This window comes from Coleofasciculus sp. F4-SAH-05, assembly GCF_040222985.1.
Taxonomy (GTDB): Bacteria; Cyanobacteriota; Cyanobacteriia; order Cyanobacteriales; family Coleofasciculaceae; genus Coleofasciculus; species Coleofasciculus chthonoplastes.
Genome location: NZ_JAVKBY010000088.1, coordinates 1 through 17,604, shown reverse-complemented (window position 1 = coordinate 17,604; position 17,604 = coordinate 1). Strand labels below are relative to the sequence as shown.

12 protein-coding genes are annotated in these 17,604 nt (G+C 46.4%); 10 read left to right on the top strand and 2 right to left on the bottom strand.

The features are described from left to right. Positions 1–2 precede the first annotated feature (2 nt). From RIG27_RS11300 to RIG27_RS11290, 3 genes are all read left to right on the top strand, one after another. The gene (locus RIG27_RS11300; RefSeq protein WP_446345188.1) at positions 3–2,357 is read left to right on the top strand and encodes a CHAT domain-containing protein; all 2,355 of its coding nucleotides are present in this window, start codon (positions 3–5) and stop codon (positions 2,355–2,357) included. Between the two features lie 164 nt (positions 2,358–2,521). Next, complete coding sequence (locus RIG27_RS11295) at positions 2,522–2,962, top strand: hypothetical protein (RefSeq protein WP_446345170.1); 441 nt, start codon at positions 2,522–2,524, stop codon at positions 2,960–2,962. Positions 2,963–3,103: 141 nt separating this feature from the next. Beyond that, a complete protein-coding gene (locus RIG27_RS11290) occupies positions 3,104–4,501 on the top strand; it encodes a hypothetical protein (protein WP_446344713.1) in 1,398 nt (465 codons plus the stop codon). Between the two features lie 167 nt (positions 4,502–4,668). Here the strand turns inward: RIG27_RS11290 and glgP are convergent, their stop codons facing one another. Then, positions 4,669–7,233, bottom strand: coding sequence for an alpha-glucan family phosphorylase (gene glgP, locus RIG27_RS11285; RefSeq protein ID WP_446345168.1), 2,565 nt, complete (start codon positions 7,231–7,233; stop codon positions 4,669–4,671). 537 nt (positions 7,234–7,770) lie between these two features. Here glgP and RIG27_RS11280 point away from each other — a divergent pair. The 7 genes from RIG27_RS11280 to RIG27_RS11250 all read left to right on the top strand — a co-directional run bounded on the left by RIG27_RS11280 (position 7,771) and on the right by RIG27_RS11250 (position 16,989). After that, entirely contained in the window at positions 7,771–7,887 is a 117-nt protein-coding gene (locus tag RIG27_RS11280; RefSeq protein WP_006099131.1) for a photosystem II reaction center protein I, read from the top strand. Positions 7,888–8,007: 120 nt separating this feature from the next. Continuing rightward, positions 8,008–10,995, top strand: a complete 2,988-nt coding sequence (locus RIG27_RS11275; RefSeq protein ID WP_446345166.1) for a DUF3769 domain-containing protein — start codon at positions 8,008–8,010, stop codon at positions 10,993–10,995. Between the two features lie 544 nt (positions 10,996–11,539). Then, a complete protein-coding gene (locus tag RIG27_RS11270) occupies positions 11,540–13,243 on the top strand; it encodes a SpoIIE family protein phosphatase (RefSeq protein ID WP_446345164.1) in 1,704 nt (567 codons plus the stop codon). A 3-nt stretch (positions 13,244–13,246) separates the two neighbouring features. Further along, entirely contained in the window at positions 13,247–13,672 is a 426-nt protein-coding gene (locus RIG27_RS11265) for an ATP-binding protein (RefSeq protein ID WP_446344722.1), read from the top strand. A 372-nt stretch (positions 13,673–14,044) separates the two neighbouring features. Further along, on the top strand, positions 14,045–14,476 hold the full coding sequence (locus RIG27_RS11260) for a hypothetical protein (RefSeq protein ID WP_446345162.1): 432 nt from the start codon (positions 14,045–14,047) through the stop codon (positions 14,474–14,476). A gap of 270 nt (positions 14,477–14,746) precedes the next feature. Further along, complete coding sequence (queG, locus tag RIG27_RS11255) at positions 14,747–15,712, top strand: tRNA epoxyqueuosine(34) reductase QueG (RefSeq protein ID WP_446345160.1); 966 nt, start codon at positions 14,747–14,749, stop codon at positions 15,710–15,712. 158 nt (positions 15,713–15,870) lie between these two features. Beyond that, on the top strand, positions 15,871–16,989 hold the full coding sequence (locus RIG27_RS11250; protein ID WP_446345158.1) for a hypothetical protein: 1,119 nt from the start codon (positions 15,871–15,873) through the stop codon (positions 16,987–16,989). A gap of 56 nt (positions 16,990–17,045) precedes the next feature. Here the strand turns inward: RIG27_RS11250 and RIG27_RS11245 are convergent, their stop codons facing one another. Further along, positions 17,046–17,462: an MBL fold metallo-hydrolase gene (locus RIG27_RS11245; protein ID WP_446345156.1), complete on the bottom strand. Its 417-nt coding sequence runs from the start codon at positions 17,460–17,462 to the stop codon at positions 17,046–17,048. Positions 17,463–17,604: the final 142 nt, after the last annotated feature.

The following is a 17,604-nucleotide window of genomic DNA, read 5'->3' as shown; positions in this document are numbered from 1 at the left end:
CAATTTCTCTCCAACCTCACCTCTATCGAGCTTGGCTCAACCGGGGTCTGTTGCTAGATGAGTTAGGAAGATATGAAGAAGCACTGACAAGTTATGACCAGGCAATTTCTCTCCAACCTCACCTCTACCAAGCCTGGGTCAACCGGGGGGTTGCAGCAATGAAATCATTCGGTTATGAATTCTATTTGCAACAAAACTTTACCGACTGCTTTCGCTTAGAACGTAACAAGACCCCTGATATCTTAATCCCTACCCTGCAAAACACGAATCGAGAACGACATCTTGCTCTATTCCAAGCCTCTCTCCACTCCAGCATTGCCTTACTCAAAGAAACTTTTGCTGATTCACCCAAAGTTATTGCCCAACTTGAACAACCGCCTTCACCCAAACTCAGCCAATTAATCCAGCAACCGCCCTCCCAGACATTAATTGACTTCATCCAAAAACCTCTCTCTGAGGACGTTATCGCCAAGATTGCTCAAGATTCCCTCAATCACCCTTCCCTAACTAATCCTCAACTGAATTTACGCGGTTATGAGGGAGCAATCGCCAGCTATCAAACCCCACTTGATAAAGCCATTCGTCGCGATACTCATCCGGAAGGCTGGGGAGTTTTGCATCACCACATTGGCATAGAACATTATCGGCAAGGGCGACAATCTGCTAAACCTTATTCCTTCTGGCGCAAGGCAGAAACCAGCTACAAAACCGCCCTGCAAACCCTAAAACCGCCTGAATTTGAAGAATTGCATCTCGAAGTTATGCAAGATTTGATTCGGGTGTTACTAAACTTAGGAGAAATTGAGGAAGCGCAAGAATTACAGCGTCGGGGTGCTGACCTATTACAGCGCCTATTAGCTGACCCAAAACGAACCACACCGCAAAAACAACAACTGGCACTCAAATCTGCCCTATTTAATCAATTAACCGTCGATTTAGCGATTCAGTCGGGAGATATTTCTGGTGCTTTAACCCTCGCTGAAACCGGAAAAAATACCTGTTTGCGTTGGTTCTTAGGATATGAGCAGGTTCCGGAACTGGATTACCGCCAGATTCAACGTCTTTTAACGCCAACGACGGCGGCGATTTATTGGCATTTGAGTCCGAGTGCGTTAACGACATTTGTGATAGTACCTGATGCGTTGCAGGTTGTTTTAACGCAGAGGAACGCAGAGGAAAACGCAGAGGAACGCAGAGGGTTTATAGAGTTAAATGACCAGCGTTCTGAATCGTTACAGCACGTTCTGGCTTGGGAAAAATGGTTAACCGAATGGAATCAACGTTATCAGGCGTATGGGAGTTCAAAGGAGACAGTCAACGGAACCGAGAAAAAACAACATCCTTGGCGTCTTCAAATGGTGGAGAGTTTCCAGGAACTCCGGGCGATTCTGAATATCTCTGGTATTATTGAACACCTGCAAAATCAGCCGATTGAAAATCTTATCCTGATTCCCCACCGCGACTTGCACCGCTTCCCCCTGCACTATTTTTTCCCGAATTATACCTGTACCTATCTCCCTAGTGCTTATTCTAAGTTGCGGTTGATTTTGGAGGATGAGGAAAATAGGGACGATGGCGGAAAATTCCCGATTAATGACACTCCGGATAATTGTCCCCCACTCCATTCTTTATTACTGGTAGAAAATCCTAAAAGTAGACCATTCATTCAGGGAAAAGCCACACCCTTATCCGATTTACCCTTCGCTGAAGTTGAAGCAGCATTAATTCGTCAGCGATTCTCCCAAGTTACGCTAATCGCCAACCCAAACGCGACTCGTGAATCCCTCTGCCAATCTCTACAAACTCCCCATCATGTCTTCCACTTTACCGGACATGGAGCCTATAATCCTGGTAATCCGGCTCAATCTTGTTTATTCCTCGACGATACTGACCAACTAACATTAACTGATATTATCCATCGGGATTTAAGAGACTACTATCTAGCTTGTCTTTGTGCTTGTGAAACCGCGATGACTGGCGACGAAACGATTACTGATGAATATGTGGGATTAGTCAGCGCCTTTCTGAAAGCTGGGGTAACTTATGTGATCAGTCCCCTGTGGACAGTAGAATCAGCGGCTAGCGCTTTATTAATTGTCAAATTTTACCAGCACCTTGAGGCGGGACAATTGCCACCAATGGCATTGAAATTGGCTCAACGCTGGCTAAAAACAGCAAGTTGTGAGCAATTATTTGAGTGGTTAGATCAGGTAATTCCTCAACTTGTCCAACACAAATCCCTTCAGCTTATTTTGCAAGACCAGCGCGATTTATTGGATAGAATGGAAAATAATGATCCACCTTATTGTCATCCGTATTACTGGGCGGCGTTTACGATATCTGGTATTAAAGATTAGGTTCGTCGTTCATCGTCGTTTGTAGTAAGGGCTTTAGCCTTTTATAAGGCTGTTAGACACCTAAACCTACTGCAATAATATCGTTATAAGAGATCCCCCCTAGCCCCCCTTAAAAAGGGAGGAACTAGAATAAAGTAGTATTATATGCTCCGACTCAAGAGTCTATGATGAAAGACGCCGATGTTCTGATTCTCAAAGCCTTTCTTGCTGCCCTCTGCCAACAGCGATCGCCCCTCTCTGATACAATTAAAGAAAAACTGGCATATATTGCCCAATCCCTGGAAACCCGGATTGGAGAATTGCACGATTTGGCAATTAGCATTCCTGCCTTGAAGATACCTTATGAATCTGCCCGTCTCTTGTTAACCGATACAGCAGCACAAGAAAAGATAGGGTTAAAATTTATTCCGGCTGATAACACTGACGACGATAATAATCGAGAAACGCCTAATATCACCAGAGATATCCAGGACTTTATTGTCCAGATGGAATGTACTATAGCAACAATTGAATCTAAATTAGATCGAACCCAAATTGAGCAAACTGCTCAAATTCTTTCTGATCCTAACCCGGTCAATTCGGCTAAGAACAAGTATAGAATATGATTAATCAAAAATCAATTTTATTTCCTATAGGATTTTACAGCCTGACGCAGTACATTGAGTAGGGCGCACCTCAGTCAGCACAGGGCGCACGTCAGTGCGCCCCTACAGCCCCGACAATGATTTTATAATTGATAACGTTATATGAACTCGTCTCCCCAACTGATTTATCCCACTGTCGATTTATTCCTCTATGATTTAGCAGACGGATTGGGACAGAATAATGAGGAAATTCAGGAAAATCGCCGCCGTTTTTGGCAGCGCATTTATCAGGATAGCCTCAGCGATAAAAAACTCGCCGAACTCCAAGATGCTGAAATACTCTTCTCCAGCTATATCGAACTCCTGGGTGCGGAAAAAATTGAGCGATTTAAATACCCCCTCGACGGCTATTATTACCCGGTGAAAATTGGCGATACTTACGCCCTGCAAATCGACTGTTCGGGAAAAGAAAATGAACCGGATTGGGAACAACTCTCCCTAGAGGAAAAACTGGGAGAAATTAAAGACATTATCCTTGAACACACCCATAAAATTCCTGGTGAGATGGGGCAAAACTGGCTGGTTTGGGGTAAACTAGCCACAGCCAATCAAGACCCAAAAGCAACAGCCCAAGATTGCTACAACGCTTTACAACTGCTTCCCCAAGCCAAATGGCAACGGGACTATCAAGGACAGGGAAAGTTTCAAGGCGCTACTTGCTTTGAACTCGGACAAATCGATATTATTCCCGATGGCTTAAACCGTAATCACTATATTTTGATCTGCTTGTTTCCCTATGATAAAACCGACGCAGAACTGAAAGATATTATTGGCAGACTCTACCTCGATTTAATTCCTCTGTTTCACTACCGCAATAAAATACTGTGGAGTTATGAACAAAGCCGTCAACTGAAAAGAACATTGAAGGATTTCTCGCGGGTTATCCAAAAACTGGTTGATTCCCTACCCAAACGCCTTCATGCTTCTCCCCTAAATCTGGATGAATTACAACAAGACTTAGCCCATGCTTTGTCGATATCCCATTACTACGAAACCAGTTTAGGTTATCTGCAAGAACAAGCCTCGAATCTAGAAATAAACACTCAAAACTACATCAAGCGAGTAGACGCGATCGCGCAACTCGACCCCAACGGCGACCTCACCTTCCTAGAACGATTTGGCGAGTTTGCCACAGAGAAGTATCTCAGCCACGTACAAACCGACTACCAAGCCCTCAGCGCCGGATTAAAACCCCTAGAAAATTTTATCAAAACTATTGTGGGAATTATCGAAATTGAGAAAACCAAGAATGAACGCACCCTGAATCAAACCGTCGCGATCGCGAGTGTGGGAATTAGTACTGCATCGCTGGCTGCGTCTGCCCTGACTGAACAAGCAGAAGGGATTGTCAAGAGTATTTTACCAGTCCCTACTAATCAACCGACACCCGCACTAAACCATTGGGTAAATTTCAGTTTAACCTTTGGCTTGAGCGTATTGATTGGCATCGTCAGTGCTGTAATTACTTGGAGAATTTTAGATATCGGAAGGACAAGATAATTTCCTTGTTTGTTGAAACCTGAAGTTCTCCTCGTATAACAACAGCAGAGGGAGCTAACCTTACTTTTCACGGTATCTGGCGCCTCTGTAGGGGCGGGTTTAACTACTATCTTTTCGGTTGCACCCATAAGTGGCTAAACCCGCCCCGACTCCCCCCATCTCTCAGACTAAGAAGCCCAGAGGACTAAGCCCGGTTCATAGAGACTCGAAAGGTGTTTGTGTTTGGGAAATACCCGCAGAGACAAACCCTGTAAACCGCTGGCACTGTAACTGATATCAGCCGTATAAATACTGATATTGTGTTCGTCAGTTCCCTGGTAATCCATCACGACTGATACACCATTAACAATTTGCCCATTGGCATTGACTGAACCTTGGTAGAGTTCGATTTGTACATCATCAGCAGTTAGTCCCGCTAAGTTGATACGGCTTTTCACCGCAACCGTTTGATTGACCATCAGATCCTTGGCAGCCGCAATGTCAATGTCTTCAACTTTAATGTTGTACCACTGTTCAAATAAGTGTTGCTTCCACTGAGCAAGTGCTTTGACCGGTTGATAACCTTCGCTCGTCATTGCCTTGTAGCGTTCGCTGGCTGGGAAATAACCCAGCATCGCATAATCTCGCAGCATACGAGCAGTATTAAAGGTAGGACAATTAAGCCGGATTGCATCTTTCATCTTGGCAATCCAGCCACGCGGTAATCCTTCATTATCGCGATTGTAGAATAGGGGGACAATTTCCTTTTCCATTAGCTCATAAAGGGCATTGGCTTCTATCTCGTCTTCGTACTCAGGATTATCGTATTCTTCCCCATGACCGATGGGCCACCCGGTTCGCACGTAATCGGCTTCGTCCCACCATCCATCAAGGATACTGACATTCATCAGACCATTCATAGACCCCTTCATTCCAGAGGTTCCGGATGCTTCACGGGGGCGACGGGGAGTGTTTAACCAAATATCACACCCCGATACCATCAATCGGGCGATGTGAATGTCATAGTTGGGAACAAAAACGACAGAATTCTCCAATCCGGCTTCCCGAATTGTATGGATAATGTCGCGGATTAAATCTTTCCCTGGCATGTCTTTGGGGTGAGCTTTACCGGAAATGACAAACTGAACTTTTCGTTCTTTATTGCCTTGGATAATTTTCTTGATCCGATCCAGATCCCGCATGAATAAGTTTGCCCGCTTATATGTGGCAAACCGACGGGCAAAACCGATGGTCAAAATGCTGGGATCTAGAACCTCACGCGCCCGATCAATTTCAGCAGAGGTAGCGCCGCGATCGCGTAAATGGTATTGTAAGCGTTCCCGTACAGACATAACCATTTGAGAACGACAAGCTTGGTGATTGCGCCACAACTCCTCATCCGGAATCGAAGCCACCCGATCCCACAGGGGATCTTCTGCTTTGCGGCTTGACCAGTTTGGACCCAAATAGCGGTCATAGAGTTCCTGGTTTGCCTTTGCCACCACACTGCGAGCATGAACTCCATTGGTAATTGAGGTAATCGGGACTTCATCGAGAGGCAGATCAGACCACAATCCATGGAACATCTTCCGCGACACGTCCCCATGCAATCGGCTGACGCCATTAATAAAACTAGAGGTTTTAATGGCTAAGGCTGCCATGCTGAAAGGAGATGCCAAATTCCCCGTATCTTCGCGTCCCAACCCCAGAAATTCTTCCCGGGACAAGCCAAAGATATTCGCATAATGACCCACATAGTACATTGCCTTATCGGGAGGAAATAGGTCAAATCCCGCTGAGACAGGCGTATGGGTGGTGAATAGTTGGGTAGACTGAGCCAATTGTTTGGCTTCGGCAAAGCTTAACCCTTCTTCCTCCATATATCGACGGATGCGTTCCAGAATTAAAAACGCGGAGTGACCTTCGTTGAGGTGATAAACGTTGACCTTGTATCCCAAGGCTTTTAAGGCTCTAATTCCACCAATCCCTAACATCATCTCTTGGTGAATCCGCATATCCAGATCACCCCCATAAAGTCTATCGGTGATATCTTGGTCGTAGGGATTATTTGGTTCAATGTTGGTATCAAGCAGATACAAGGGAACCGTTCCCACTTGCACACGCCAGACGCGAGCATAAACAGTACGACCTGGATATTCGACGGCAACCCGCACTTCTGAACCATCAGCATTCCGCTCTAAGTGCAGCGGCATATTGTAAAAGTCATTAATCGGATAGCGCTCTTGTTGCCAACCATCTGCATTCAGGTATTGGGCGCAGTATCCTTCTTGATAAAGTAAACCGACTGCCACTAAAGGCAAACCAAGGTCAGAGGCAGATTTGAGATGATCGCCAGCCAGAACACCCAAACCACCGGAATATATGGGCAGGCAATCGACTAACCCATACTCGGCACAGAAGTAGGCATAGCATTCCTTTTCATCGCTGTTGCCATGATGTTTACGATACCATGTCCGTTCCTTGAGGTAGTCGTTTAACTGTCGAGATGCCCGTTCCATTTGTGCCAGAAACCCATCATCTTCAGCTACTTCTTCCAGACGGGCTTGGCTAATCATCCCCAACATCAAAACGGGATTATGGCGAGTGGATTCCCAGAGCTTACGGTCTAGGCGTCGGAACAAGTCTTTTGTTTCCACATTCCAGTCCCAATGCAGGTTATATGCCAGCTTGCGTAAGGGTTCCAGGGCTTCTGGCAAAGCGGGAGAAACGTTAAAAGTGCGAATAGGCTGCATAAAGCGACAAAATTCCAAGTCTTACACGGATAACATTGTGTACATACTTTTACACAAAGGATGAGACTTGTGAACTACCTACACGCCCGCTGACGCTATGGTGTAGGCTTCGCGTCTCATTCACCGAAGCCGCTATACCCGAAAGCATATTGGTCTTACGAGCGCGTCTCTGGTTGGAATCCAACCTTTATCTCCTCTCAGGGAGAACCCGCGCAGCCGCCCTTCCAAGGCAGAATGAAAGTTTTTGCCGCTTGGTTTTCGCGGTTTGTGGCTAGAGTTCTAGCCTATTCCTTTTACTCTAACATTTGATGACGACAACAAGGCTATCAGTCATGGAACTCACGCTTGACTAAAAAAGTCGGATGTGTATATGAACCTAGAGATAAAACGTGGTTGAGCCTACAGTACCTTCATCCTGAACGTCAGTAGACTGTGCCAGTCAACATGGAGACCAGCATTGGGTATGATTAGAAAAGTTGTTGCAAAACGCAACACAATCGCCAATTCGATGATTCATACCTCTGGGAGATATTCAAGATGCTGACACTCAAGATTGTGGTCTATATCGTTGTTAGTATTTTCGTTGCCTTATTCGTGTTTGGCTTCCTGTCAAACGATCCGGCTCGTAACCCCAAGCGACGGGATTTGGAGTAAATTATACTTTGCTTCATCCCTGAGTTTTTCAAAGGGGCGAGGCGTACCTCGCCCCGCTGTGATTAGGCGCGGTAAGGGGATACGCTTCGGATTTGTTCCTTCGACCGTTATTGTTGAAAAATGCCCCAACCCGTTCAGCCGCCTGAAACTCCTGCCATTATTCAATCGTTAACGACTGAGGACGCTGTTGCTCCCCTTTCGTCCTCACCTCTGAGTTCAGTACCGACTCGCCTTCCCCAGCAAACGCCAAAGGGATTAGCGACACCAACCCCACCCGAAACGTTACCGCCGGAATTTTCTGATCAGATAACACCCTCACAGGCTGCCCAGTTGGGACTACCGAATTCTGCCCGAGAGAACCAAGGAACCGAGGTGTCACAGAGCAGAGATGCCAGGACAAGTGTAGCGGATGAGGATTTACCGTTAAGTCATACTGGAGACTCCCGCGATCGCACGCCGCAATCCTTGATATCCAGTCCTGTGGAATCCTTACCCTTAGGTGGAAACAATGCAGAGGCTCCCAGTCAGAGGCTTCAAGGAAATGAGGTAAAAGGAGGTGAGGACTTTTTAGACGGACAGGATAAGATACCTGCTCACCGTTCAATAAATGCGGTTAATTCACCTCAGCAAAAGTCCCTAACCACCTGCGAACCAGCAGGCGAGCAGAGGAGGAATGTAGAGACGTGCCATGGCGAGTCTGAGAGCAGGTTAGCAGAAGAGATGGGAACAGCTAAGGATTTGCTACCATGCTGCACGAGTCAAACGGCAAATGCCCAGTCTGACTCGATCTCAACTACGCTAAATCCGTCATTGACTATAGGTCAACAACCAAGGACTAATGACCAAAGAAAAGCAGAAGAGAGTTATAAGCCAGAAGGCAGAAGGCAGAGGGCAGAAGGGATTGATTCCGATGCTTTCAGCACGAACTTAACCTCTGAGACAACGAATGCGAACCCGGTAGGTTTTTCGGGTGTAACCTTGGAACTCTCAACTATCGAACGTATCATCACTCAAGAGCGGGGAGGAGAGATCAGAGAATTTGAATTTACAAGCCCATCATCCGATATTCCAGCGTTACCTGACCCAAAGATAGTGCCGGCGCCGGATCTTCATCAGCGACAGCCGCGATCGCAAACCTCCCAGCCAACCCCTGATGCTTCCGCCTCAGAAGACACTGAACCTGCGGCTCCCGGTCCGATCACAGGGGTGCTGGAAGTAACCGCCGATCAACAGGAATATGATCAACAACGACAGGTAATTACCGCCCAAGGGGATGTCCTGTTGCGGTTTCGCGGCGCTTTGCTGGAAGCGGATCGCGTCCAAGTTAACCTACCAAATCGGATTTTGGTGGCTGAGGATAATGTGGTGTTGACCCGAGGAAATCAGGTTTTACGAGGTCAACGCTTTGAGTATTCCTTTGTCCAGGATAGCGGTGTGATTTTTGATGCCGGTGGAGAATTATATGTGCCGACATCCGGTACTGATCTGACAATCTTGCCCTCTCCGGCTGATCCCAATGCGCCCCAAGAACAACGACCAATTAGCGATCGCGTTCTCAGCAATCAACCCCTTCAAGACATAACCAATCCCGGCTTTTACTCCTTCTTTATTGGTGGCAGCTTTGGCACCACAACAACCGGAAATTTCTCGAATGTCGTTTCCGGTGCGCCACAGGCTGTAGGAACAATCAACCGATTCCGCTATGAAGCCGATCGCATTGACTTTGAAGGTTCAGAAGCAATCGCCCAAAATGTGCGGATCACCAATGACCCCTTTTCCCCACCCGAACTAGAATTACGAGCACAAACAGCTCGATTTCGCCGGATTTCGCCCTTAGTGGATGAAATCGTTGCCACTCGCCCACGACTGGTATTTGACCAAGGGTTATCAGTACCCACATTTCGGAATCGGGTAGTGATTGATCGTCGGGAACGAGAACCCGGTTTAATCCAGTTTGGCTTTGATGATGATGATCGGGGCGGTCTATTTATCGAGCGATCGTTTAATATTGTCAATACTCCAAGCGTGCGATTTAAAGTCACCCCTCAATACTTTCTCCAGAGAGCCATCTTTGGTGAAAATAATCCCAATACCTCAGACAAAGAGGATAACAATGGGCTTTTAGACCCCTCGTCCTTTGGACTCAAAGCCCAACTGGATGCCACCTTCACCCCCCGAACCACCCTACGGGCTTCAGCCACCTTCACCAGCCTTGATCCTGATGATTTTGAAGAAGAACTCAGAGCCAGTGTACGACTCCAACAGGTTGTTGGTCGAGATTTACCCCATCGCTTGAATCTAGAATATAGCTTTCGCGATCGCCTCTTTAACGGTTCCTTGGGCTTTCAAACTGTGCAGCAGAGTCTGGGAGCGGTAATCACATCCCCGGTGATTCGTTTAGGAGACACAGGCATCAATCTCACCTATCAAGCAGGGATTCAGGCAATTAACGCCACGACAGACAGACAAGACTTGCTACCTCCCCCTCCACGAGAGAATAACCGCATCGACTTAACACGCTATCAAGCCAGTGCCTCGTTGAGCCGAAGTTTCACACTCTGGCGAGGTGAGGCTTTGCCCTTAACCCCCACCGAAGGATTACGATATACGTCAAGACCTGTGGTTCCGTTCTTGGCACTGCGGGGAGTTGCCACAGGGGTGGCTAGTGCCTATAGTAGTGGCGATACCCAGAAATCCCTCAGTGGTACGATTGGGCTTGTCGGTCAGCTTGGGCATTTTTCCCAACCCTATCTCGACTACACTCGATTTAACCTCAGCTACACACAGGTTGCACGCGGTAACTTATCCCCCTTTCGGTTTGACCGAGTGGCAGATCGAGTCGTTCTTTCTGCTGGAATCACCCAACAAATCTATGGTCCGTTTCTGGCTGGTTTTCAGACATCTTACAATTTGGACACGGGTGAGGAAATCAGTACGGATTTATTCTTGGAGTATAGCCGTCGCACGTACAGTATTCTCCTACGCTACAATCCAGTTCAGGAGTTAGGTTCGATTAGCTTACGAATTAATGATTTTAATTGGAATGGAAACCCAGGACTGTTTGACGGTTCTGCCATTCGTCCAGTCGTACAGGGAGTAACTCGGTAATTAAAAAGGCACGTCTGTAGGGGCGGGTTTAGGGACTTTCGTTTGGTTATTGATGATAACGTTTATTCAAAACCCGCCCTGACCAATGTGTAGGGGCGGGTTTGACTATTCGCGTTACACCCGACACCCCACACCCCACACCCAGTAGTACCCTCCAGCTCACCATAGTGCCATGGCACGGAAAGGAACATTGCTCCCCCTGCATCCCAGCTCTGGGACGGGAAACTATAATCTGAGTAGCAACCACATTGTCCCAGAAGAAGGTTAAGCTAGGGAAAAAAGGCAATCTCCATAGCTGACTTGGTGCAGAGCGCAGGCTCTTGGTAAAATAAACGGCTGATTAATTCCTCTGAAAAAATAGATATGGTATGATGATAGGTTTTATTAGCAAAAATAAATTAATCAATATGGTAATTTGCCATATACCAAAAGAGAAAAGGATAATTTTCAGCTATCCTCAGCTAGCTTTGAGGTTAAAAGACGAACAAAAATTAACCCCCTTAACTTATTGTTTCTAACTCAAGCAGAAACCGGAGTACACAGAATGAGTCAGGCAGATAAACTCAAATTATTGATAGTGGACGATGAGCCTGACAATTTAGATTTATTATATAGAACGTTCCGACGAGAGTTTCGGGTTTATAAAGCGGATGGGGCGATGAGCGCTCTGAGCATTTTGGATGAACACGGAGAAATGGCGATCATTATCTCTGATCAACGAATGCCCCTGATGAATGGTACAGAATTGTTGGGAAAAACCGTTGCTCGCTTTCCAGATACGATTCGCATTCTCTTAACGGGGTACACAGATGTTGAAGATTTAGTAGAAGCCATTAACTCTGGCAAAGTCTTTAAATATATTACCAAACCCTGGAATCCGGAAAGTCTGAAAGTCATCGTTCAACAAGCAGCCGATACGTACCGAGTCCTCAAACAACGAACCAATGAACTGAGCCGCGCGTTACGCCGCGAAGAACTCTTTAATGTTGTGACAACAGCCATTCGCGAGTCACTAGACTATAGCAGTATGTTGCAAACCGTTGTCACCACGATTGGTCAAACCTTCGAGACGACGAGTTGTATCCTGCAACCTGTGGATGGTAATCACCTGATTTCAGACTCATTTTCTTACCAAGCTGAGTCAACAAAAGATTCTGAATCGTTACCTGATGTTGAACCGATTGTGCAAAATGTGCTGGAAAACTGGAAAACTCAGCTTATTCAACAGCTCAGTGATGGTAATCATTCGGTGCATCTGGTTGTTCCTCTGATTTGGCAACAACAGCTATTGGGAGTGTTATCGCTTTATAAGCAACAGTGTGATCAGCCTTGGATGTCAGAGGACATTAAACTCATTGAAGCTGTTGCTGAACAGGCAGCCTTAGCCATTTCTCAGGCAAAACTCTACCAACGCACTCAGTTACAAGCCGAACAGATGCGGGCTGAATTGGAGGTAGCTCGCCAGATTCAAAATAATTTGTTGCGCCAAAGTTTACCTGAGGTGGAAGGGGTCAGAGTTCAAGCTCACTGCTACCCCGCACGAGAAGTTGGCGGTGATTTTTTTGAAGTCTACGTGCATCCTCAAGGCGATGTTTGGCTAGCCGTTGGTGATGTGTCGGGAAAGGGAGTGCCTGCGGCTTTATTTATGGCAAGTGCGATTTCTATCTTGCGCCGAGAATTGGCTCAAGAAATCTCTCCAGAACCGGAGGTAGTGATGCGAAACCTGAACAGTATTATGTCGGATGATCTGTTCAGTACCAACTGTTTTATCACGATGGTATTAGCGCGATATACACCAACCTCGCGACAGCTTGTCTATGCAAATGCGGGTCACATTTATCCGTTGGTTTGGGCGCATCGTTTAGTGAGCCAACAGCAATCTGCACCGGAATCCTCTGTAACCGTAGAACCGGATTACCTGAAAACTCGGGGGATTCCCCTGGGTATTCTTCCGGAGTGGCAGGCAGAAGCTGGAACGTTGACGTTACATTCAGGAGATGTTGTGCTGCTGATCAGTGATGGGATTACAGAAGCAACGGTTAAGGACGTAAAACACTGCACCCATTCTCAAAATTCTAAAAATAGTAAATCCTTGACGAATTCAATGCTGGGGACATCGGGTCTTTGGCAACTTCTGCTTCAGGAGCCAGCTCCCTTTAATCTACCCCATTTATTAGTTCGCATCCGCGAGGAGACTAACAATGTTCAGGAAGATGACCAAACAATTCTCTCTATGGAGGTTTTATAGTTGATGAAAACGGAGCTGCATGTACCAAGTGACTTGAAGTTTTTGACAATTGTCGAAAGCTGGTTACTGGGAAGTTTGGAAGTAGCGTTAGAAGATTCAGTGGATTGGCAACGTCAATCGAGTCGGTTAAGACTGGCGTTAGTTGAAGCCTATTCCAATGTGGTGCGTCATGCTCATCGAGATCAACCCAATTTACCGATTTTGATTCGCTTGGAACTCAAAGAGCGAGACATTGCTTTGGAAATTTGGGATCACGGCAAAGGGTATGACATCACCAACTATAATCAACCCTCTCCAGAGGCGAAACAGGAAAGCGGATATGGTTGGCTGATTATGCAAAAGCTGATGGATAGAGTTGAGTATCGCTTGCAGATCAATGGTCGTAATTGTCTGAAGATGGAGACGAGCTTACCTAAGGCTGACGAATGATTGATAATTTTACCCCATTTACTGAAAGCTTGTGGTACAATGCCTGCGAGGACAGCAATTGTTACAATAAATTACAAAAATACCGCTATTCCTAATTAAATCTATAAGCTTTGTTAAATTTGCTTGATATAGATGTCTGAATCTATAGGATTTTAAATAAGTCAAGCCTAAAGATAGACTTGAACTTATTTTAAGGATACCCTTGTTTCGAGGACTGGTGAGCCTCTGAAACCAAGAGTTAGCTGTTAAGTTTAGTGCAACATAGCTTCTAAAGAAGTCCTGTCGGACTGCTATTTATGTAAGGGGACGAATTCCTCCCCATACATAAATGACAGAGGTTTCCATTCGTCCCCTTACCAACCCTAATTTTCGATGAAACAGCCGTTTATCTTGTCTCCCCGCTACCGATTGGATGACGATTCTCCATGGTTGGAAGGAATTGATCCATCACGCCACTATTGGATTACCGTCAATGGTGATCCGGATATCCAGGTCGCAATTCCAGGATTAACGGTGTCATCACTCAAGGAATGGAAGCAAATATTATGGCGGTTCCGAAGTCTTCAAGCGGGCGATCGCATGGAACTGCGGCGAATTGCCAACACCTCAACCATTCAGTGTATCAGCGCCAACTGCTACGCGATCGCAGCCAAGATTGACGGCGCGGCTGTCTGGCATTTATTTGATCAAGAAGCATTAGAGAGTTTGTTAATGACAGCTCATCCCGATTGGCTTTGTGCGCCTAGAGATATTGAGTTGGGGCGTCAGTTGCTCGCTCGTTCCTGGGAGCAAGTGGCGGCTTAGTTGGTCATTTGTCATTCGTCATTTGTCATTTGTCATTCTTCATTGGTCATTTGTCATTCGTCATTCGTCATTAGTTGATTGTCTTAAGCTGAGAAGTTCTTGAGGTGAGGCTAACAGCTTAATTCTGACCTAAATAACGGTGTTTTTACCTTACCCTTGACTTGAATTTGAGTCTCCCCGTTTTCTTGGGGTAACGCCCTCTATAATCATTTCAGGTTGTTGGTAACGATATTGCTTTCATAATAGAGAAACTGGTCAAAGTATGTGCTGATGACAAAGGACAAAGGACAAAGGACAAAGGACAAAGAACAAAGGACAAAGGACAAAATTAAACAAAAAGCGCGATCGCTAGGATTTCATCACTGTGGTATTGCAAAGGTAGAAGGGAATGAAGACGAAGAAACTACTCAACATCTGAAAACTTGGTTGGCTCAGGGCTATCATGCTGACATGAACTGGATGCAGAATCCGCGTCGCTTAGATATCCATACCTGTATGCCAGGGGTTAAATCCGTTATTTCCGTTGCCCTTAACTATTACACCCCTCACCAACGTCCTCAAGGAAACGAGTACGCGAAAATATCCCGTTATGCTTGGGGACGAGATTATCATAAGGTGATGCACAAAAAACTCAAAGCCTTGATCCACTGGCTACAAGCCCAAGGAGAAGGAATCCAAGCTCGTTACTACGTAGACACCGGTCCAGTGCAGGATAAAGTGTGGGCAGAACGTGCTGGAATTGGTTGGATCGCAAAAAATGGTAATCTAATTACGCGAGAGTATGGCAGTTGGGTATTTTTAGGGGAAATTTTAACCAACTTATCTCTGACACCAGATACTCCCCATACCCAGCATTGCGGAACCTGTACCCGTTGCCTGGAGGCTTGTCCGACCGGAGCAATTGTTAAACCCTTTGTCGTAGATGCCAATCTTTGTATTGCTTATCATACAATTGAAAACCGAGCAGAGGAACTCCCCTCATCCATCACCCCCCATTTAGAGGGTTGGGTGGCGGGATGTGATATCTGCCAGGATGTTTGTCCTTGGAACCAACGCTTTGCTCAACCAACAGATGTAGCCGACTTTGAACCCTATCCTGGGAATGTCGCTCCCACGTTAGCGGAACTGGCGACACTTTCAGATCACCAATGGCATCAACGATTTCCGGCATCCGCGTTGCGACGCATCAAACCTCAGATGTGGCGACGCAACGCCAAAGCCAATCAACAGAAGTAGACGCACAATATCGCCATTGGACTTAAACTTGTACAGAATTTTGATAAAAAGATGAGAATTTTTTCTCAGATCGGTAATTTGATTGCTAATCTAAGCGATAGGAAATGCTTTAGAGCATCTTAATATAGAGAATTCTATAGCCATAAGAGCGAGCCATTATGTCTCAGGATATCAATACTCACGACAACGCAAACAAGCCATCAACCACCTCCACTGCTATCCAGTCTTGGTCAGCCGAAGCCGATGCGGATAAGTTAATGGATGATTTATTTGCAGATCTTGACCGCATCTTGGAAGGGAGTAGCAAATTACCGACGGAACCGACTAAGCCAGACTATGTATCTTTAAAGTCGATTGTGATTCCCCCCATCACCGCGCCACCTGCTGTGATACCGACTCAAGACTTGGTGGAACAGCCCTCTGGAGAGAAAAAGGAAACGCCAAAAACCCAGGTTTCAGAGACAAAGGGAACAAAGAGTAGTGGTTCCAAGAGCCAAGGCTCAGCTTGGTCTGTGGATAAATTATTATGGGTAATGGCTCTGATTTCAGTGGCTCTAACCGCACTGTTGCTACTGATTACTCAAAAACAACGGTTTGCACCCTGGTTGCCCAACTTTATCGCCTCACCGTCTGCTGACACCCAACTCCCCTCAGAAGCAGATTACGAGTTTGGAGAGTATGCTTTGGAGGCGCTAGAAGAGATTGACAGTAAAGCTAAAGAAAGACAACAAGCCGCGATCGCAGGTGGTGGAAATCCTCCAGTTTCGACCAACTTAGGTGCGAATCCACCGGGTACAATTTTGGAAAGAATCTACTATCCGGTTTATCCACCCCAAAATTCCTGGATACCGCCTGTACCCCCCGCCAACTCCTCGGTAGCCTCTCCGCCAGCCCCAACCCCTTCACCTCCTGCCAATCCGCCATCACCCACCCCACCACCACCTCAAGTCACGATCCAAACACCGCCACTACCGCCTCCAACGGTTGCTCCAACCTCACCTACAGCACCAGCACCGCCAACAGCATCAGCACCGCCAACAGCATCAGCACCGCCACCCCCGCCACCCCCACCTCCTGTAAACCATACTCTGGTGGGTGTGCTAGAGTCAGACCAACTTTCTGCTGCCTTATTTGAAATTGATGGGATCACTCAGCGGATTAACATTGGTGAAGCCATTGGCACAAGTGGCTGGATGTTAGTTGATGTGAACAACGGAGAAGCGATTATTCGACGGAATGGAGAAGTTCGCTCGGTTTACACAGGGCAGACGTTCTAAATTAGACGTGATTATCAGGCGATATCATCACACACTCGGCAAAAAAGTGCCAACGTTCAAGTGCCAAACCCTAAGCGAGTACCGACATGGCAGCTTATACAGTTGCCTAGAAAATGATGCCACAAAAACGCGATCGCGGCGGTTCCGGTACAGTGATTCGCCCCTAATAGCTGAACGTTATAGTTCGCCAAGGTTTCCACCGTTGCTTGCCAGCGATCGCGACTCGCCCTTAATAGGTGCATTCCCCCAATTACGGCGTAAAACTTATCGGTTCCGGTGATTTGGGCAATATAATTGAGGGTATTAATTACACCTGAATGAGCGCAGCCTAAAATCACCACTATTCCTGCGGGTGTATCCAGAAATAGGGCTTGGTCATCCACAATCAAATCGACTTGAGTTTGCTGGGAATCCTGCCAAAAATCACCCCCTGTATCTTCTAGGGGATGACACCGGGGAATTGAACCCGTCAAGTATACAGCGCTTCGCGCTGCTATGAGGTACAGTAACAACAATGAGCAAACCAATTTCTTAAATGTTTAGGATTGATTAAATCAAGAGCTACAGCCAAAATTTTATCAATCATAGAACTGGTAGTAGGAGTAAAGCCCAGCA

Excerpts from the sequence above, each read along its gene's own strand:
- glgP (WP_446345168.1), bottom strand. The coding sequence starts at position 7,233 with ATGCAGCCTATTCGCACTTTTAACGTTTCTCCCGCTTTGCCAGAAGCC.
- RIG27_RS11250 (WP_446345158.1), top strand. The coding sequence starts at position 15,871 with ATGTCTCAGGATATCAATACTCACGACAACGCAAACAAGCCATCAACC.
- RIG27_RS11290 (WP_446344713.1), top strand. The coding sequence starts at position 3,104 with ATGAACTCGTCTCCCCAACTGATTTATCCCACTGTCGATTTATTCCTC.
- RIG27_RS11265 (WP_446344722.1), top strand. The coding sequence starts at position 13,247 with ATGAAAACGGAGCTGCATGTACCAAGTGACTTGAAGTTTTTGACAATT.
- RIG27_RS11275 (WP_446345166.1), top strand. The coding sequence starts at position 8,008 with ATGCCCCAACCCGTTCAGCCGCCTGAAACTCCTGCCATTATTCAATCG.
- RIG27_RS11260 (WP_446345162.1), top strand. The coding sequence starts at position 14,045 with ATGAAACAGCCGTTTATCTTGTCTCCCCGCTACCGATTGGATGACGAT.
- RIG27_RS11295 (WP_446345170.1), top strand. The coding sequence starts at position 2,522 with ATGATGAAAGACGCCGATGTTCTGATTCTCAAAGCCTTTCTTGCTGCC.
- RIG27_RS11280 (WP_006099131.1), top strand. The coding sequence starts at position 7,771 with ATGCTGACACTCAAGATTGTGGTCTATATCGTTGTTAGTATTTTCGTT.
- RIG27_RS11270 (WP_446345164.1), top strand. The coding sequence starts at position 11,540 with ATGAGTCAGGCAGATAAACTCAAATTATTGATAGTGGACGATGAGCCT.
- queG (WP_446345160.1), top strand. The coding sequence starts at position 14,747 with ATGACAAAGGACAAAGGACAAAGGACAAAGGACAAAGAACAAAGGACA.